The sequence below is a fragment of the Pseudomonas sp. CFBP13509 genome (genome assembly GCF_005233485.1).
GTDB lineage: Bacteria > Pseudomonadota > Gammaproteobacteria > Pseudomonadales > Pseudomonadaceae > Aquipseudomonas > Aquipseudomonas marginalis.
Window position 1 is genome coordinate 54,209 of sequence record NZ_QGAA01000011.1, and the last position, 14,166, is coordinate 68,374.

13 protein-coding genes are annotated in these 14,166 nt (G+C 59.7%); 7 read left to right on the forward strand and 6 right to left on the reverse strand.

The genetic code is table 11. From position 1 onward, the window contains the following. Positions 1-7: 7 nt before the first annotated feature. The 5 genes from PspCFBP13509_RS19075 to PspCFBP13509_RS19100 all read right to left on the reverse strand — a co-directional run bounded on the left by PspCFBP13509_RS19075 (position 8) and on the right by PspCFBP13509_RS19100 (position 5,445). Positions 8-1,030, reverse strand: coding sequence for an ABC transporter permease (locus PspCFBP13509_RS19075; protein WP_065927157.1), 1,023 nt, complete (start codon positions 1,028-1,030; stop codon positions 8-10). Beyond that, entirely contained in the window at positions 1,030-2,091 is a 1,062-nt protein-coding gene (locus tag PspCFBP13509_RS19080; RefSeq protein ID WP_137212507.1) for a microcin C ABC transporter permease YejB, read from the reverse strand. Before PspCFBP13509_RS19080 ends, PspCFBP13509_RS19075 begins: the two co-directional genes overlap by 1 nt. Next, on the reverse strand, positions 2,091-3,950 hold the full coding sequence (locus PspCFBP13509_RS19085) for an extracellular solute-binding protein (RefSeq protein WP_065927155.1): 1,860 nt from the start codon (positions 3,948-3,950) through the stop codon (positions 2,091-2,093). The genes PspCFBP13509_RS19080 and PspCFBP13509_RS19085 overlap by 1 nt, the downstream gene beginning before the upstream one ends. A gap of 130 nt (positions 3,951-4,080) precedes the next feature. Next, positions 4,081-4,362: a peptidylprolyl isomerase gene (locus PspCFBP13509_RS19090; RefSeq protein WP_044274278.1), complete on the reverse strand. Its 282-nt coding sequence runs from the start codon at positions 4,360-4,362 to the stop codon at positions 4,081-4,083. Positions 4,363-4,950: 588 nt separating this feature from the next. Beyond that, entirely contained in the window at positions 4,951-5,445 is a 495-nt protein-coding gene (locus tag PspCFBP13509_RS19100; protein ID WP_137212509.1) for a DUF1543 domain-containing protein, read from the reverse strand. Positions 5,446-5,551: 106 nt separating this feature from the next. On the opposite strand from PspCFBP13509_RS19100, the gene PspCFBP13509_RS19105 reads away from it, so the two are divergent. Then, positions 5,552-6,373, forward strand: coding sequence for an aldo/keto reductase (locus PspCFBP13509_RS19105; protein ID WP_065927153.1), 822 nt, complete (start codon positions 5,552-5,554; stop codon positions 6,371-6,373). 53 nt (positions 6,374-6,426) lie between these two features. On the opposite strand, the gene PspCFBP13509_RS19110 is transcribed toward PspCFBP13509_RS19105, so the two are convergent. Continuing rightward, positions 6,427-6,942: an Hcp family type VI secretion system effector gene (locus tag PspCFBP13509_RS19110; RefSeq protein WP_065927152.1), complete on the reverse strand. Its 516-nt coding sequence runs from the start codon at positions 6,940-6,942 to the stop codon at positions 6,427-6,429. 477 nt (positions 6,943-7,419) lie between these two features. Between PspCFBP13509_RS19110 and tssA the strand changes: the two genes are divergently transcribed. The 6 genes from tssA to tssG are packed head-to-tail and all read left to right on the forward strand — an operon-like array spanning position 7,420 to position 14,164. Beyond that, complete coding sequence (gene tssA / locus PspCFBP13509_RS19115) at positions 7,420-8,967, forward strand: type VI secretion system protein TssA (RefSeq protein ID WP_074847002.1); 1,548 nt, start codon at positions 7,420-7,422, stop codon at positions 8,965-8,967. A gap of 31 nt (positions 8,968-8,998) precedes the next feature. After that, the gene (gene tssB / locus PspCFBP13509_RS19120; protein ID WP_065927150.1) at positions 8,999-9,496 is read left to right on the forward strand and encodes a type VI secretion system contractile sheath small subunit; all 498 of its coding nucleotides are present in this window, start codon (positions 8,999-9,001) and stop codon (positions 9,494-9,496) included. Between the two features lie 28 nt (positions 9,497-9,524). Beyond that, on the forward strand, positions 9,525-11,000 hold the full coding sequence (gene tssC, locus PspCFBP13509_RS19125; RefSeq protein WP_065948203.1) for a type VI secretion system contractile sheath large subunit: 1,476 nt from the start codon (positions 9,525-9,527) through the stop codon (positions 10,998-11,000). A 14-nt stretch (positions 11,001-11,014) separates the two neighbouring features. Next, positions 11,015-11,416 (forward strand): type VI secretion system baseplate subunit TssE, encoded by a 402-nt coding sequence (tssE, locus tag PspCFBP13509_RS19130; protein WP_065927190.1) that lies wholly within the window; start codon positions 11,015-11,017, stop codon positions 11,414-11,416. Then, the gene (gene tssF, locus PspCFBP13509_RS19135; RefSeq protein WP_137212510.1) at positions 11,406-13,193 is read left to right on the forward strand and encodes a type VI secretion system baseplate subunit TssF; all 1,788 of its coding nucleotides are present in this window, start codon (positions 11,406-11,408) and stop codon (positions 13,191-13,193) included. Before tssE ends, tssF begins: the two co-directional genes overlap by 11 nt. Next, on the forward strand, positions 13,157-14,164 hold the full coding sequence (tssG, locus tag PspCFBP13509_RS19140) for a type VI secretion system baseplate subunit TssG (RefSeq protein WP_065927147.1): 1,008 nt from the start codon (positions 13,157-13,159) through the stop codon (positions 14,162-14,164). Before tssF ends, tssG begins: the two co-directional genes overlap by 37 nt. Positions 14,165-14,166 lie beyond the last annotated feature (2 nt).

Here is a 14,166-nt window from a genome sequence, read left to right on the forward strand (position 1 = left end):
CAGTCACTCATGAGCGTGGGTCGAAGGCATCACGTAATGCCTCGCCGATAAAGACCAGCAGCGACAGGATCAGCGCCAAGGTGAAAAACGCCGTCAGGCCCAGCCACGGCGCTTGCAGGTTCTGCTTGCCCTGGGCAATCAGCTCGCCCAGTGACGCACTGCCCGCAGGCATGCCGAAACCGAGGAAATCCAGGGCGCTCAGGGTGGAAATCGCCCCGGTGAGGATAAACGGCAGGTAGCTCAAGGTGGCGGTCATGGCGTTGGGCAGGATGTGCCGGCGAATGATCTTGCCGTCGCCCAGGCCCAGGGCCCGTGCGGCCTTGACGTACTCCAGGTTGCGCCCGCGCAGGAACTCGGCGCGCACCACATCCACCAGGGCCAGCCAGGAAAACAGCGCCATGATCCCCAGCAACCACCAGAAGTTCGGCTCGACAAACCCCGACAGGATGATCAGCAGGTACAGCACCGGCAGCCCGGACCACACTTCAAGGATGCGTTGGCCGAGCAGATCCACCCAGCCGCCGTAATAGCCCTGCAAGGCCCCGGCGGCGATGCCGATGGTGGCGCTGATCGCGGTGAGTGCCAGGGCAAACAGGATTGACACCCGCGCGCCGAAGATCACCCGTGCCAGCACATCCCGCGACTGGTCATCGGTACCCAGCCAGTTCACCGTCGAGGGCGGGCTGGGGGCCGGGCGGGTCAGTTCGTAGTTGGGGGTGTCGTCGCTGAACGGGATTGGCGGGAACAGCATCCAACCGCCGTCCTGCTTGATCAGCTTTTGCACGTAGTCACTGCGGTAATCGGCCTGGAACGGCAGTTGCCCGCCGAACTGCTGCTCGGTGTAGCGCTTGAATGCCGGGAAATACAGCTCGTTCTTGTAGCTGAGCACCAGAGGCTTGTCGTTGGCGATCAACTCGCCGCCCAGGGTCAGGATAAACAGCCCGATAAACAGCCACAGCGACCACCAGCCGCGACGGTTTTTCTTGAAGCGTTCGAAACGCCGACGGGCCACGGGAGACAGGTTAAGCATCAGGCGTTCCTCGCGGCGAAGTCGATACGCGGGTCCACCAGGGTGTAGCAGAGGTCGCCGATCAGTTTTATCAGCAGGCCAAACAAGGTGAAGATAAACAGCGAGCCAAACACCACCGGGTAGTCCCGGGACACGGCCGCTTCGTAGCTCATGCGGCCGAGGCCATCGAGGGAAAAGATCACCTCGATCAACAGCGAACCGGCAAAGAACACACTGATGAACGCCTGGGGAATCCCCGAGATCACCAGCAGCATGGCGTTGCGAAACACATGGCCGTACAGCACCCGGCGTTCGCTCAGGCCCTTGGCGCGGGCGGTCACTACGTAGTGGCGCGTGATTTCATTGAGGAACGAGTTTTTGGTCAGGATGGTCAGGGTGGCGAAACCGCCGATTACCAGCGCGCTGACCGGCAGCACCAGGTGCCAGAAGTAGTCGGCGATCTTGCCCACGGTGCTCAGCTCGGCGAAGTTTTCCGAGACCAGCCCGCGCACCGGGAACCAGTTCAATGACGTGCCTCCGGCGAACATCACGATCAGGAACATCGCGAACAGGAACGCCGGCATCGCGTAGCCAATCACAATGGCGGTGCTGCTCCACACATCAAAGCTGCTGCCATGGCGCACCGCCTTGCGAATGCCCAGGGGGATCGACACCAGGTAAGTGATCAGCGTGGCCCACAGGCCGAGGGAAATGGTCACCGGCATTTTTTCCAGGATCAGGTCGATCACGGTGGCGCCGCGAAAGAAGCTGTTGCCGAAATCCAGCTGGGCGTAGCTCTTGAGCATCAGCCACAGGCGTTCCGGCGCGGGCTTGTCGAAGCCGTATTGTTTTTCGATGTCCTTGATCAGTTTCGGGTCCAGCCCGCGGCTGGCACGGGAGCCGCTGCTGACAGCGTCGCCGGATGAGCCGCCGACCGCGCCGCCGCCGATGCCCTGCAAGTGGGCGATGGCTTGTTCCACCGGCCCGCCGGGGGCGGCCTGGACGATCACGAAGTTGACCAGCAGGATGATCACCAGCGTCGGGATGATCAGCAGCAGGCGCCGCACGATATAGGCAAACATCAGCGAGCTCCCGCGCGTTTTTTCAACTCGGCATTCATTTGTTCATTGGTCAGCGGGGTAGGGCTGATTTCCCACCAGGTTTCCAGGGCCTCATCATTCCTGGCCTCGATGGCCGGACGGCCGAAGCGGTTCCACCACGCAGCGGAGGTGCCGGGCGGGTAGTAATTGGGGATCCACAGGTAATTCCATTGCAGCACCCGATCCAGGGCATGGGCATAGGTGAGCATCTGCGCCTGGGTGTCGGCCTTGACCAGGCCCTTGATCAGGCTGTCGACGGCCGGGTCCTTGAGCACCATGTAGTTGTTGGCGCCCGGATCGAATGCGGCGGTCGAGCCGAAGTAGTTGTACAGCTCCATGCCGGGCGAGGTGGTCACCGGGAAGCCGGTGACGATCATGTCGTAGTCGCGGGCCATCAGGCGGTTCACGTATTGCGAAGAGTCGATGCGGCGGATGTTCAAGGTAATGCCGATCTGTGCGAGGTTGCGTTTGTACGGCAACAACAGGCGTTCCAGGCCGTTCTGGGCATTGAGGAAGGTGAACTCCAGCGGCTCGCCCTCGGCATTGACCAGTTTGTCGCCGTCTGGCTTCCAGCCGGCTTCTTCCAGCAGGGCCAGGGCTTGCAACTGTTTGTCGCGGATCATGCCGCTGCCATCGGTGACCGGGGCCTTGAACACCTGGGTGAATACCTCGTCGGGAATCTGCCCGCGCAAGGGTTCGAGAATCGCCAGTTCTTCCGGGGTGGGCAGTTGGGTGGCGGCCAACGGGCTATTGGAGAAGTAGCTTTGCTGGCGGATGTACAGGTTGCGCATCATCTGCCGGTTGGCCCATTCGAAGTCCCACAGCATCGCCAGGGCCTGGCGCACGCGACGGTCCTTGAACATCGGTTTTTGCACGTTGAACACATAACCCTGGGCCGGTTGCGGCATGTCCTTGGCCAGGTGCGCACGTTGCAGGCGGCCATCGTCCAGGGCCGGGCCGTTGTAGCCGATGGAATAGCCGGTGGCGGAAAACTCACGGTTGAAGTCGTAGGCGCCACCGCGCAGTACCTGGCGGGCCACTTCGGTGTCACCGAAGTACTCCAGGCTCAGGTGATCGAAGTTGTACAGGCCGCGGCTGACGGGCAGGTCCTTGCCCCACCAGTCGGGGTCGCGGGTAAAGGTGATAGTGCTGCCCGAGTCAATCTTGCCGACCTTGTACGGGCCGCTGCCCAGGGGGGCTTCGTAGCCACCGCCGTTGGCGAAGTCGCGAGTTTTCCACCAGTGCTCGGGAAACACCGGCAGGGTGGCGATATCCAGGGGCAGGGTGCGGTTTTCATTGCTGGAAAAATCAAAACGTACCTGGCGCTGGCCTTCGACTTCGACGTGCTTGACGTCGGCGAACAGCGTGCGAAAGCGCAGGCTGCCTTGGGTCATCAGCAGGTTGAAGCTGTAGCGCACGTCTTCGGCGGTGATCGGCTTGCCATCGGCAAAGCGCGCCTTGGGGTTGAGGAAGAAACGCAGGGACAGGCCGTCCTCCGCGCGTTCCATCTTCTCGGCCACCAGGCCATACACCGTGTAGGGCTCGTCCAGGGAACGCAGGGCCAGGGGCGCATACAACCAGCCGTCGACCTGGGAGACGCCGATGCCTTTGTCGATATACGGCAGCACATGGTCGAAACGCCCGATCTCCAGCGCCGAGCGCCGCAGGCTGCCGCCCTTGGGGGCGTTGGGGTTGGCGTAGTCGAAATGGCTGAAACCGGCTGGATACTTGGCCGGTTCGCCGTACACGGTCATGGACGGTTGGGGCGCCGCGATCACGGCGCTGCTGGCCAGCAGCAGGGCCAAGGAGGTACTGAACAGTCTGGAAAAAGCCAATCGCATTGTCAGCCTTGAACGCCGGGTGGAGAAGAATAAGGATTTGTACGCTAACGGCATCAGCGTCGCCAGTCGTCACATGCACAACGGCCCACCAAGAGGCGGGCCGTTGTTTCAAGCAGCAGCGCGGACGGGATCAGTCCTGGCGGCTGGTGACTTCCAGCAGGTGGTAGCCGAACTGGGTTTTTACCGGGCCTTGCACGGTGTTGACCGGGGCGCTGAAGACGACGGTGTCGAATTCCTTGACCATCTGGCCTGGACCGAACGAACCCAAGTCACCGCCCTGGCGGCTGGATGGGCAGCTGGAGTTGGCTTTGGCGATTTCTGCGAAATCGGCGCCGCCTTCGATTTGGGCCTTGAGTTCGTTGCACTTGTCTTCGGTGGCAACGAGGATGTGACGGGCGGTGGCTTTGGCCATGGGGATTAACTCCTTGAGTAAAAACGGTGAGCGTACCGGATTCAGGCGGTTATTTCCTGGCAAAGTTCCGCTGGGGTTCAGGTTGGGGCGTTAAGCTTGGGTATTGGCGTGAGATCTAGAGCAGACTGATATCTACCTGATGTATAGAGATCACATGTGGGAGGGGCGGTGCGACGATTCGACTTGCTCCCGATGGCGGCCTGACAGCCGACCAGGATGTTGGATCAGACCGAGTACATATCCGTTGCTGCGGTAACGGCGACCTAGGGTTCCGCCCTTACGGCGGGTCACTTTTGGAAAAGAGCCCCAAAAGTAACCAAAAAGGCTCTTGCCCCAACACTCGGCACCTCGCCTAGGCTCGGTGTGCCCGAACGCAGGCTTGAATCCGTGGGCCGCCGTCATGGGCCATCCTTGGCCCAGGACGGCTAACCCGGCGTCCTGCCGGGTTACCCACGGATTCAAGCCTGCGTTCGGCCAGCGTGGTTGACGGGGCGCCTGAGATCAAGAGCAAAAGCCACAGCCACAGCAAAAGCAGTGTTACGTCTGACGTTGCCGGAGTCATCTGATGTCAGGTCGAATAAGCCCCCATCAATTCAAGACGATATAGTCATTCTGCTGAATGATCGGCCGATGGGCGCCTTGCATCAGGTGCAGGTAGCGGCCGTCCACCAGGTCGATGGGCAGGCAGTCGTCGATATCCATCACGCCGTCGGTGTGGGCCTGGGACCAGTGGCGCAGCATTTGTTGCTTGCCCTTGCTGGTCGCCTCCCGTTTGTTGCGGGCGACCACCAGCAGGTAGTGGTGGGCTTCGCCAAAGCTGTTGGCTTCATAACCGCCAAGGTTGATGAAGTACAGGTGATGGGCGTCGGCAGCGGGGGCCAGGTGGCTGAGTTCGACCTTCCAGCCGTCGACACCATCCACCGCCATCCACGAATCGATATGCACACCCTTGGGGCTGCCGAACCAAGCTTCACGCAATTGCGGGTAGGTGCCTTCCAGGGTGTCTGCGACGGCGAACACCACATCGTGCACTTCAATTCTTGCTCGTGGGTGCTTGCCCCCGAGCATCACGACAAACAGCATTGCAGGTCCTTCCTGGCGACTTGGCAAAGGGCAACCATACTTCGATTGAACCCTTTTGTCCGGTCAATGCCACACTGTTAATCCGCGAATTCATCAGGAGGTTGTCATGCGCACCATTGATCTGGCAGGCGTTCCCGTCCCTGTCATCGGCCAGGGCACCTGGCGCATGGGCGAAGACCCGGACCGGCGTCGCGCCGAAGTCGCGGCATTGCAACTGGGGATCGACGAGGGCATGACCCTCATCGACACCGCCGAGATGTATGGCGAGGGTGGCGCCGAGGAAGTCGTCGGCGAAGCCATCAGCGGCAGGCGCGACCAGGTGTTCCTGGTGAGCAAGGTCTACCCGCACAACGCCAGCCAAAAGGGCGTGCCCCGTGCGTGTGAAGCCAGCCTCCGGCGCCTGGGCACGGACTACATTGATCTGTATCTGCTGCATTGGCGTGGCCAGTACCCCCTTGAAGAAACCGTCGAAGCGTTCGAGCGCCTGCGTGAGGCTGGCAAGATCGGCCGCTGGGGCGTCTCGAATTTCGATGTGGCCGACCTGCAGGAACTCGCATCCCCGGCCTGCGCGACTAACCAGGTGCTGTACAACATCGAAGAACGCGGGATCGAATTCGACCTGTTGCCCTGGTGGCAACAACACCATTTGCCGCTGATGGCGTACTGCCCGATTGCCCAGGGTGGGGCGTTGCTGTCCAGTCAGACCCTCAAGCAGATCGCCCGCCGCCACGAGGTCACGCCCGCCCAGGTTGCCCTGGCCTGGGTGCTGCGCCAGGACGGTGTGATCGCCATCCCCAAGGCGGTCACCCCGGAGCATGTACGGCTCAATGCGGCCGCCGCCAAGATGGTGCTCGATGAGCACGACCTGGATGCCATCGATCGGGTGTTCGGCGCACCCAAGCGCAAGCATCCCTTGGCGATGGTGTAGTTGCCTGGCAGAAACGGTGCCGTCCCTGGCACCTGTTCCTGCTCAGGTCCGACCTAACCCGCTACCGGGCTGCGCCAGTCATCGGACCCGGATGTGCCGGACACTTCGTGGGTCCACACGATCTTGCCATAGGTGAAGTGCACGTCCTCCAGGTGAGTGAAATGGGCATTGTCCGGATCCTGGCAGTGGGGCATGCGTGACTGTATGTCCACGATCTTCGCCCTCTCCAGTTCAATCGTGAAGTAGTGCTCTTGGGTGCCGGCTGGCGACGTACGGAACCACTCGAGTCGGCAGGTGACGTCTTCACCGCTGGTCAAGGCGCTGAACAGCAATGGCGATGACTTATCGAAGACCTTGCTGATCATCAGCGGCTTATGGACCCTCTGGCCCGTCGGCTGGCCGGACTGCGGGTCGCGTGGAACAATCACCTGATGGGAGAAGGCCTGGACCAGAATCTGGTCTTCATGGCCTTCCTGGTAAATATTGCCCACCGAGTCCTTGGTAAATGTGCCTGCCGTAATCAAGCCTTGCTTGGAGCCAGTGACGGAAAGATACGCGGGTGTTGGCATGACGGGTTTCCTTGTCTGATTGATGAGGTAGTTCCAACGGTTAATCGTACCGGTTGGGAATGTGGCTATTACAAGAAGCGTGCCGGAAAGTGTGGGAACCAATACGGACTTGGCATGCTGTGGATATAGGCGTTGGATTTAAACGGGTGTTATGGTTTTTTTGGCTGTTTTGCGGAAAATGTTTGCGCATAAGTGCGCATTTAGTTGCTCATGTTGAAACGTCGCTCAGTAGTTGGTTTTCCGCTGGGGTTAGGTGAAATATATCTCTGTAGCTGCGCAAAAGCCTGCATATGCCTTGGTTTACGGGTGGTGTAGGAAATGTCTTAAGTGTGAGTCTGTTGCTTGCTGGATGTTATTGTCGTGGCTAAGGTTTACGAACTTCGCGGCGATTCAAGCGAAGGTTGATGGCAATCTAGTGTGAAAGTTAAATGCACTTAGTTTGTCGCTCGTGCCTTGGATAGTCGAGTGCGCTCCTAAATGGTCCATTCAGAAAAACTCTGCGCTTATTACCTCGAGGTTGCCCGGCAGCCCTGTTTGCCAGCGAACTTTGCCGGCAGTGATATGCGCTATTCAAATGAATATGAAACCCTGGAGTCCGAACTGGCAAAGTTGCAGTCCATGCATGGCGCCGGCCAGCCGGACTGGCAAAAGCTCCTGGAAATCAGCGAATGCCTGTTGCGTGAGCAGTCCAAGGATCTGCGCGTGGCCGTCTGGCTGACCTGGGCGCTTTACCACCGCGAGTCCTTTGCCGGACTGCTGGCTGGCCTCGGGTTGCTGCGCCATCTGTGTGAGCACCATTGGTCGGCGGTATACCCTGGAAAGCTGCGCACCCGCAGCGCAGCGTTCGGCTGGCTGGTCCTGCGCCTTGAGACACTGCTTGTCCAAGACCTTTCGGTTCAAGGCCCGCAACCCTTGTTCCAATCTATGCTTGAACACCTCACGCGCCTTGATGAACTCTGGACTGCACATTTGGGAGGCGACGCGCCGCTGTTGCTGCCGATTCGCAAACAATTGGAGCAGTGGTTGGCGCTTGCTGTGCAAGGCCATCCCCCTATCGCCGGGTTGAACGCCGCCGTTGCGCAAGTGCAACCCGCTGCTACGCCATCCTCAACGGCCAAACCGACGGTAAACAACGAAAAAGATGCGCATGACTTGCTGTTTGCCTTGCAGGAACAAGCTCGTCCGTTGTGTGCCTGGTGGTTACGCCAGGACGCCGCCGACCTACGGGCCTTGCACCTGAGTCGAACGCTGGCCTGGCTGTCCATCGTCCGCTATCCGGATGCCAACGGTGAGCGAGTCACCGCGTTGTGCGGGCCTGCCCCCGACAGACTCAAGTACTACCAGCAACGTTTTGCCCAAGGCCATCACGCCGAGCTGCTGCCTGAACTTGAGGCCGGCCTCTCAGGTGCGATGTTCTGGTTCGACGGGCTGTACATGCTCTGGCAATGCCTGGAAGCCCAGCAGGCGGAACTGGCCGTGAGCGAGTTGGAAGTGAGTTTCGCCCTGCTGTTGCAACGATTGCCGGACTTGCCGGCGTTTCGCTTTCAAGGGGGCGCTCCTTTTGCCGACGACGCCACTCGCGGCTGGATCGCATTGCATGTTTCCCATCACCTGCAAACCCCTGAGGCGCCCCGCGTGGGGGGCGATGCCGAGCCCTGGGAGATCGCCTTGCAGGATGTGCTACCGCGGCTGCGCAAGGATGGGCTCAAAGCCGCGGTACATGAGCTCAATCAAGGTCTGCATGCCGCTCGCAGCGATCGCGCCCGCTTTTATTGGCGGTTGGCCCTGGCGCGCTTGTGTGCACACGCTGGCAAACATGAACTGGCGAAGATCCAGCTCGAACAACTGGACCTCGAGCTGCAGCGCTCGGGCCTGGAGCGCTGGGAGCCGGAGCTGGCGTTTCAAGTGACACGCCTCTTGCACCGCTGCTGCGACCTGCTGCCACAAAACCATGCCGTGCGCGAGCGCAAGGAAGACACCCACCGCAGGCTGTGCCTCTTCGATCTGGAAGCGGTACTTGAATAGGCTTACGAGCCGCTTGAAAAGGAGATTTACCATGGCCAAAGAATGTTCGGTAGCACCCAAGGAACGCATCAATATCACCTTCAAACCCGCCATCGGCGGTGCGCGGGAAGAAGTCGAGCTTCCGTTGAAACTCCTCGTGCTGGGGGACTTCACCCAGCGTGAGGACCTGCGCAAGCTTGAAGATCGCAAGCCCATCACCCTCAACCAGAACACCCTCGATGAGGTGTTGGCCAAACAGGCGCTGAGCCTGACGCTGAATGTCCCCAATCGCCTCCAGGACGGCGCCGAGGTCGAAGACCTGGCCATCCAGTTACGAATCAATTCGATGAGGGATTTCAACCCGGCGAACCTGGTGGAGCAGATCCCCGAGTTGCACAAGCTGATGGCCCTGCGTGAGGCGCTGATGGCGCTCAAGGGACCACTGGGAAATACGCCGAGCTTTCGCAAAGCCATCGAACAGGCCCTGGCCGACGACGAATCCCGTGCCCGAGTATTGGCGGAGCTGGGCCTGAGCGGCCGGACCGCCTGACATTTTTCAGTAAAAGGACACTGGCGCCATGACGACTCAACACACCTCGATACCCGTACTCATCACTGACGAGCACAGCATTCTCGACAACATCATCGCCCAGACTCTGTTGAGTGCGGATGATGAGGCCTACGGCATAGCCAGGCGTGGCGTCTCGGCATTTATCGAAGAGCTGATCAAGCCGCAGAACAGCGGGGAACCGGTCAAGAAACACCTGGTTGACCGGATGATTGCGGAGATTGACGAGAAGCTCGGTCGGCAAATGGATGAGATTCTGCACCACCCGCGCTTCCAGGCCCTGGAATCCTCATGGAAAGGCCTGCAGTTGTTGGTCGAGCGCACCAACTTTAGAGAAAACATCAAGATCGAACTGCTGAATGTCTCTCGGCAAGACCTGTTGGATGACTTCGAAGACTCACCCGAGGTGATCCAGTCCGGGCTCTATAAGCACGTCTACAGTGCGGAGTACGGTCAGTTCGGCGGTCAACCTGTGGGCGCAATCATCGCTGACTTCTTTCTTTCCCCCAGCGCCCCCGATGTGAAGCTGATGCAATACGCTTCCAAGGTCGCCTGCATGGCCCATGCACCGTTTATCGCGGCCGCCGGGCCGACTTTTTTCGGCTTGGAAAGCTTCACCGATCTACCTGACTTGAAGGATCTCAGGGATCATTTCGAAGGTCCGCAGTTCGCCAAATGGCATAGCTTTCGCCAGAGCGAAGATGCCCGTTATATCGGGCTGACGGTGCCGCGATTCCTGCTGCGCACGCCTTACGATCCCCTTGAATGTCCGGTCAAGACCTTCGCCTACCGGGAAACCGTGGTGAACAGCCACGAGCACTACCTTTGGGGTAATACCGCCTACGCCTTTGCCACACGATTGACCGACAGTTTTGCGCGGTTTCGTTGGTGCCCGAACATTATCGGTCCGCAAAGCGGCGGCGCAGTGGAGGACTTGCCCTTGCATCACTTCCACAGCATGGGCGAAATCGAAACCAAGATTCCCACTGAAGTGCTGGTATCCGACCGTCGCGAATACGAACTGGCGCAAGAGGGTTTCATTGCCTTGACGATGCGCAAGGGCAGTGACAATGCCGCGTTTTTCTCCGCCAGCTCGGTGCAACAGCCCAAGCGTTTCGGCATCAGTGCCGAGGGCAAGGAGGCCGAGCTGAATTACCGCCTGGGCACTCAGTTGCCCTACATGATGGTGGTCAACCGCCTGGCCCATTACCTCAAGGTTCTGCAACGGGAGCAACTGGGCTCGTGGAAGGAGCGTACTGACCTGGAGCTGGAGCTCAACAAGTGGATTCGCCAGTACGTGGCAGACCAGGAAAACCCCAGTGCCGAAGTGCGTGGGCGGCGGCCATTGCGGGCGGCACGTATCGTTGTCAGTGATGTCGAGGGCGAGCCTGGCTGGTACCGCGTCAACCTGAGTGTGCGACCGCACTTCAAATACATGGGGGCGGATTTCACCCTGTCCCTGGTTGGCAAGCTCGACAAAGAATGAGCAGGGGCCAAGGGATGACCCGTAACCAAAGCCTCTTCGAGCGACTTGAAAGTCCGGCCGCAAAATCATCATGTGCAGTGACGTCCGTCGCAGCTCATCTGGGAAAGATGCTCAGCATCCGCGCTGGCAGTGTGCAGACACTGGAGGATTACGGTATGCCGGATCTCAATGACACGAGCCAGAGTCTGCATGAGTCATTGAGCCAGTCGCGCTTGTTGATCGAGCGGTTTATCCGGGCCTATGAGCCCCGCTTGAAGGATACGCACGTGAGGGCGTTGCCTTGTGGTGACGATCCTCTGGCGCTGGCGTTTGCCATTGACGCCACGCTCTGCGTCGACGGTGTGACGCAGCCCGTGGTGTTTACCGCGCGCCTGCAGGATGCTGGACAGGTTGAGGTCTTGCCTGATGTCCTTTAACCACTATTACCAGAGCGAACTCAGTGCGTTGCGACAGCTCGGGCGGCGCTTTTCCGAGCGCAATCCTGCTCTCGCGCCCTTTTTAGGGGAGGCCGGTCAGGATCCGGATGTGGAAAGACTGCTGGAAGGCTTTGCTTTCCTCACCGGTCGCCTGCGCCAGAAGCTGGATGACGAGTTGCCTGAGCTGACTCATTCCTTGATGCATCTGCTGTGGCCCAACTACATGCGGCCCATACCTGCGTTCAGTATCCTGCAGTTCGATCCGTTGAAACATGCGGGGCCCGGTGTGATGGTCGCACGGGATACACCGGTCGAAAGCGCTGCGGTCAATGGTGAACGCTGTCGTTTTCGAACCTGCTACGCCACCTGCATCTTGCCGCTGCAACTGAGCGCGCTGGAGTACTGCGTCCAGGGAGAGCAGGCGTTGCTGAGCCTGCGCCTGGACATGGGCGGCGAAGGCAATTTCAGCGAATGTGCGTTCGATCAATTGCGCCTGCATTTGTCGGGAGACCGCTACATCAGTCAAGCGTTGTACCTGAGCCTGTTGCGCGAGGTTGAGGGTATCGAGTTGCTGCCATTGGGCGGTGATGGGCTTGCGGTCCGCGGGGCTGATGGCCAGCCCCTGCTGTTGCGATTGGGTGGCGATCAGGTCAGTCCGGTAGGGTTCGCGGAGGAGCATGCGCTGATGCCTTATCCGCAGAATACCTTTCGTGGATACCGCCATCTGCAGGAGTATTTCGCCTTTCCTGAAAAGTACCTGTTCGTCGATGTGCGTGGCCTGGATGCGTTGCAGCGGTTGCCCCAGGACGTACTCAAGCAAATCTGCAGCGTCAGGCTGTGCTTCAAGTTACGCACCCGGTGCCAGGCAACCGGATGCCCCACGCTGGACAACGTGAGGCTGTACTGCACGCCCATCGTCAACCTGTTCAAACATGATGCGGTGCCGATTCGCCTGGATGGCAAGCAGGACGAATACCTGTTGATTCCTGGGGAATATGCGCGCGCAAACGCCTGTGTATTTTCCGTCGACAAGGTCACGGGCTGGCGCCCTGGCGGGCTGGGGTATCAGGCGTACGTACCATTTGAATCCTTTGAGCACGACGGCGTTATCGATGCATCGGCAGCGCCCACCAGCTACAGCATTCGTCAGCGTGCTTCGGCGCATCATGCCGGGCTCGATACCTGGCTGGGGTTCGGAAACGGGCGGGGGCATACCCAGGAAACGCTGTCGATCGAACTGACATGCACCAATCACAACCTGCCTCGGCAATTGCAGGCAGGGGAGATCAATCAGCCCTGTGAGCAGACACCGGAGGGCTTGTCATTTCGCAATATCTGCGCGCCGACTGCGAGTTTTGCACCGCCCCTGGACCAGGACTTTCTCTGGCGACTTATCAGCAACATGTCGCTCAACTATTTGTCACTGAGCGACATCAATGTCTTGAAGGTGGTCCTCGAAACCTATGACGTGCCGCGTTACCACGATCTGCAAGCGAAAAAGGTCAGCCAGAGAAGGCTGGGGGCCTTGCGATCCATCAGCCATACGGCCGTCGACCGCTTGCACCGGGGCATGCCGATTCGAGGGTTGCGGGTCGACCTGAGCATTGATTCCCAAGGTTTTCTGGGGGCGGGCGAAGCGTTTTTGTTCGCCTCGGTGCTCAACGAGTTCTTCGCGCTTTATGCCAGCCTTAATGCCTACCACGAGCTGCGTGTCATCAGCACACAAGGAGATGTGTACCTATGGCCACCTCAGATGGGGCAGCAGCCCCTGCTTTGAAGCAACTGTGCCGTGCCATCCGTGAATATTCGCTGTTCCAGGCGATTTCGCAGGTGATCAAGCGCCTGCGCGATGCCCATCCGCTACTGGATGACAACGCACTCTATGAGCGGCTGGAGTTTCAGGCCAACCCGGGTCTTGGTTTTCCCGGTCACGATATTGACCGGTTGGAGTTTTTTGTTGAACACGATCAATTGCGTGCGCGTCTTCGCCTCAATGTCCTGGGCCTCTGTGGCGCAGGTTCACCCTTGCCGGCCTTTTACGGTGAGCAGGCGTGTGCCGATGGAGCGGGCGGCCACGCGACTCGAGACTTCCTGGACCTGTTTCACCATCGTCTGCAACGGCTGATGCTGCCGATCTGGCGCAAATACCGCTACCAGGCGTGTTTCCAGGCGCAGGCGCGTGATGCTTTTTCCGAGCAGATGTTTGCGTTGATCGGGTTGAGGGGCCAGCGCATCCGTACCGCTGCGCAGTTGGACTGCAAGCGACTGTTGCCCTACCTGGGGTTGCTTGGCCTGCGGGCGCACTCGGCGGCGGTGATCGAGACAGTGCTGCGCTACTACTTCGAGCATGAGCGCGTGTTTATAGAGCAATGGGTGGAACGCACGGTTGCCATTGCTCCCCCGCAGTTGAACCAGCTTGGCTGTGCCAACAGCCTGTTGGGCTTCGACCAGGTACTGGGAAGCCGGATCACCGACTGCAACGGTAAGTTCCGGGTGCATATACAGGATCTGGATTGGCAGCGCTTCCATGGTTTCTTGCCGACGGGGTCGGAGTATCCACTGCTGTGTTCGTTGGTGCGACTGGCTGCACGAGACCCGCTGGAGCATGACCTGCGGCTGGTGCTGGCCAAGGAGGCGATCAGGCCGTTGCACGTGGGTGAACACAATGTCTGCAGGCTGGGGTGGACCACTTGGCTGGCACACGAGTGCGCCGATGGTGCGGTCATCGTGGCCAGCAATGCTCACTAGGG

Excerpts from the sequence above, each read along its gene's own strand:
- tssE (WP_065927190.1), top strand. The coding sequence starts at position 11,015 with ATGACCCGTAACCAAAGCCTCTTCGAGCGACTTGAAAGTCCGGCCGCA.
- tssA (WP_074847002.1), top strand. The coding sequence starts at position 7,420 with ATGGTCCATTCAGAAAAACTCTGCGCTTATTACCTCGAGGTTGCCCGG.
- tssC (WP_065948203.1), top strand. The coding sequence starts at position 9,525 with ATGACGACTCAACACACCTCGATACCCGTACTCATCACTGACGAGCAC.
- tssF (WP_137212510.1), top strand. The coding sequence starts at position 11,406 with ATGTCCTTTAACCACTATTACCAGAGCGAACTCAGTGCGTTGCGACAG.
- tssB (WP_065927150.1), top strand. The coding sequence starts at position 8,999 with ATGGCCAAAGAATGTTCGGTAGCACCCAAGGAACGCATCAATATCACC.
- PspCFBP13509_RS19100 (WP_137212509.1), bottom strand. The coding sequence starts at position 5,445 with ATGCTGTTTGTCGTGATGCTCGGGGGCAAGCACCCACGAGCAAGAATT.
- PspCFBP13509_RS19080 (WP_137212507.1), bottom strand. The coding sequence starts at position 2,091 with ATGTTTGCCTATATCGTGCGGCGCCTGCTGCTGATCATCCCGACGCTG.
- tssG (WP_065927147.1), top strand. The coding sequence starts at position 13,157 with ATGGCCACCTCAGATGGGGCAGCAGCCCCTGCTTTGAAGCAACTGTGC.
- PspCFBP13509_RS19075 (WP_065927157.1), bottom strand. The coding sequence starts at position 1,030 with ATGCTTAACCTGTCTCCCGTGGCCCGTCGGCGTTTCGAACGCTTCAAG.
- PspCFBP13509_RS19105 (WP_065927153.1), top strand. The coding sequence starts at position 5,552 with ATGCGCACCATTGATCTGGCAGGCGTTCCCGTCCCTGTCATCGGCCAG.
- PspCFBP13509_RS19085 (WP_065927155.1), bottom strand. The coding sequence starts at position 3,950 with ATGCGATTGGCTTTTTCCAGACTGTTCAGTACCTCCTTGGCCCTGCTG.
- PspCFBP13509_RS19090 (WP_044274278.1), bottom strand. The coding sequence starts at position 4,362 with ATGGCCAAAGCCACCGCCCGTCACATCCTCGTTGCCACCGAAGACAAG.
- PspCFBP13509_RS19110 (WP_065927152.1), bottom strand. The coding sequence starts at position 6,942 with ATGCCAACACCCGCGTATCTTTCCGTCACTGGCTCCAAGCAAGGCTTG.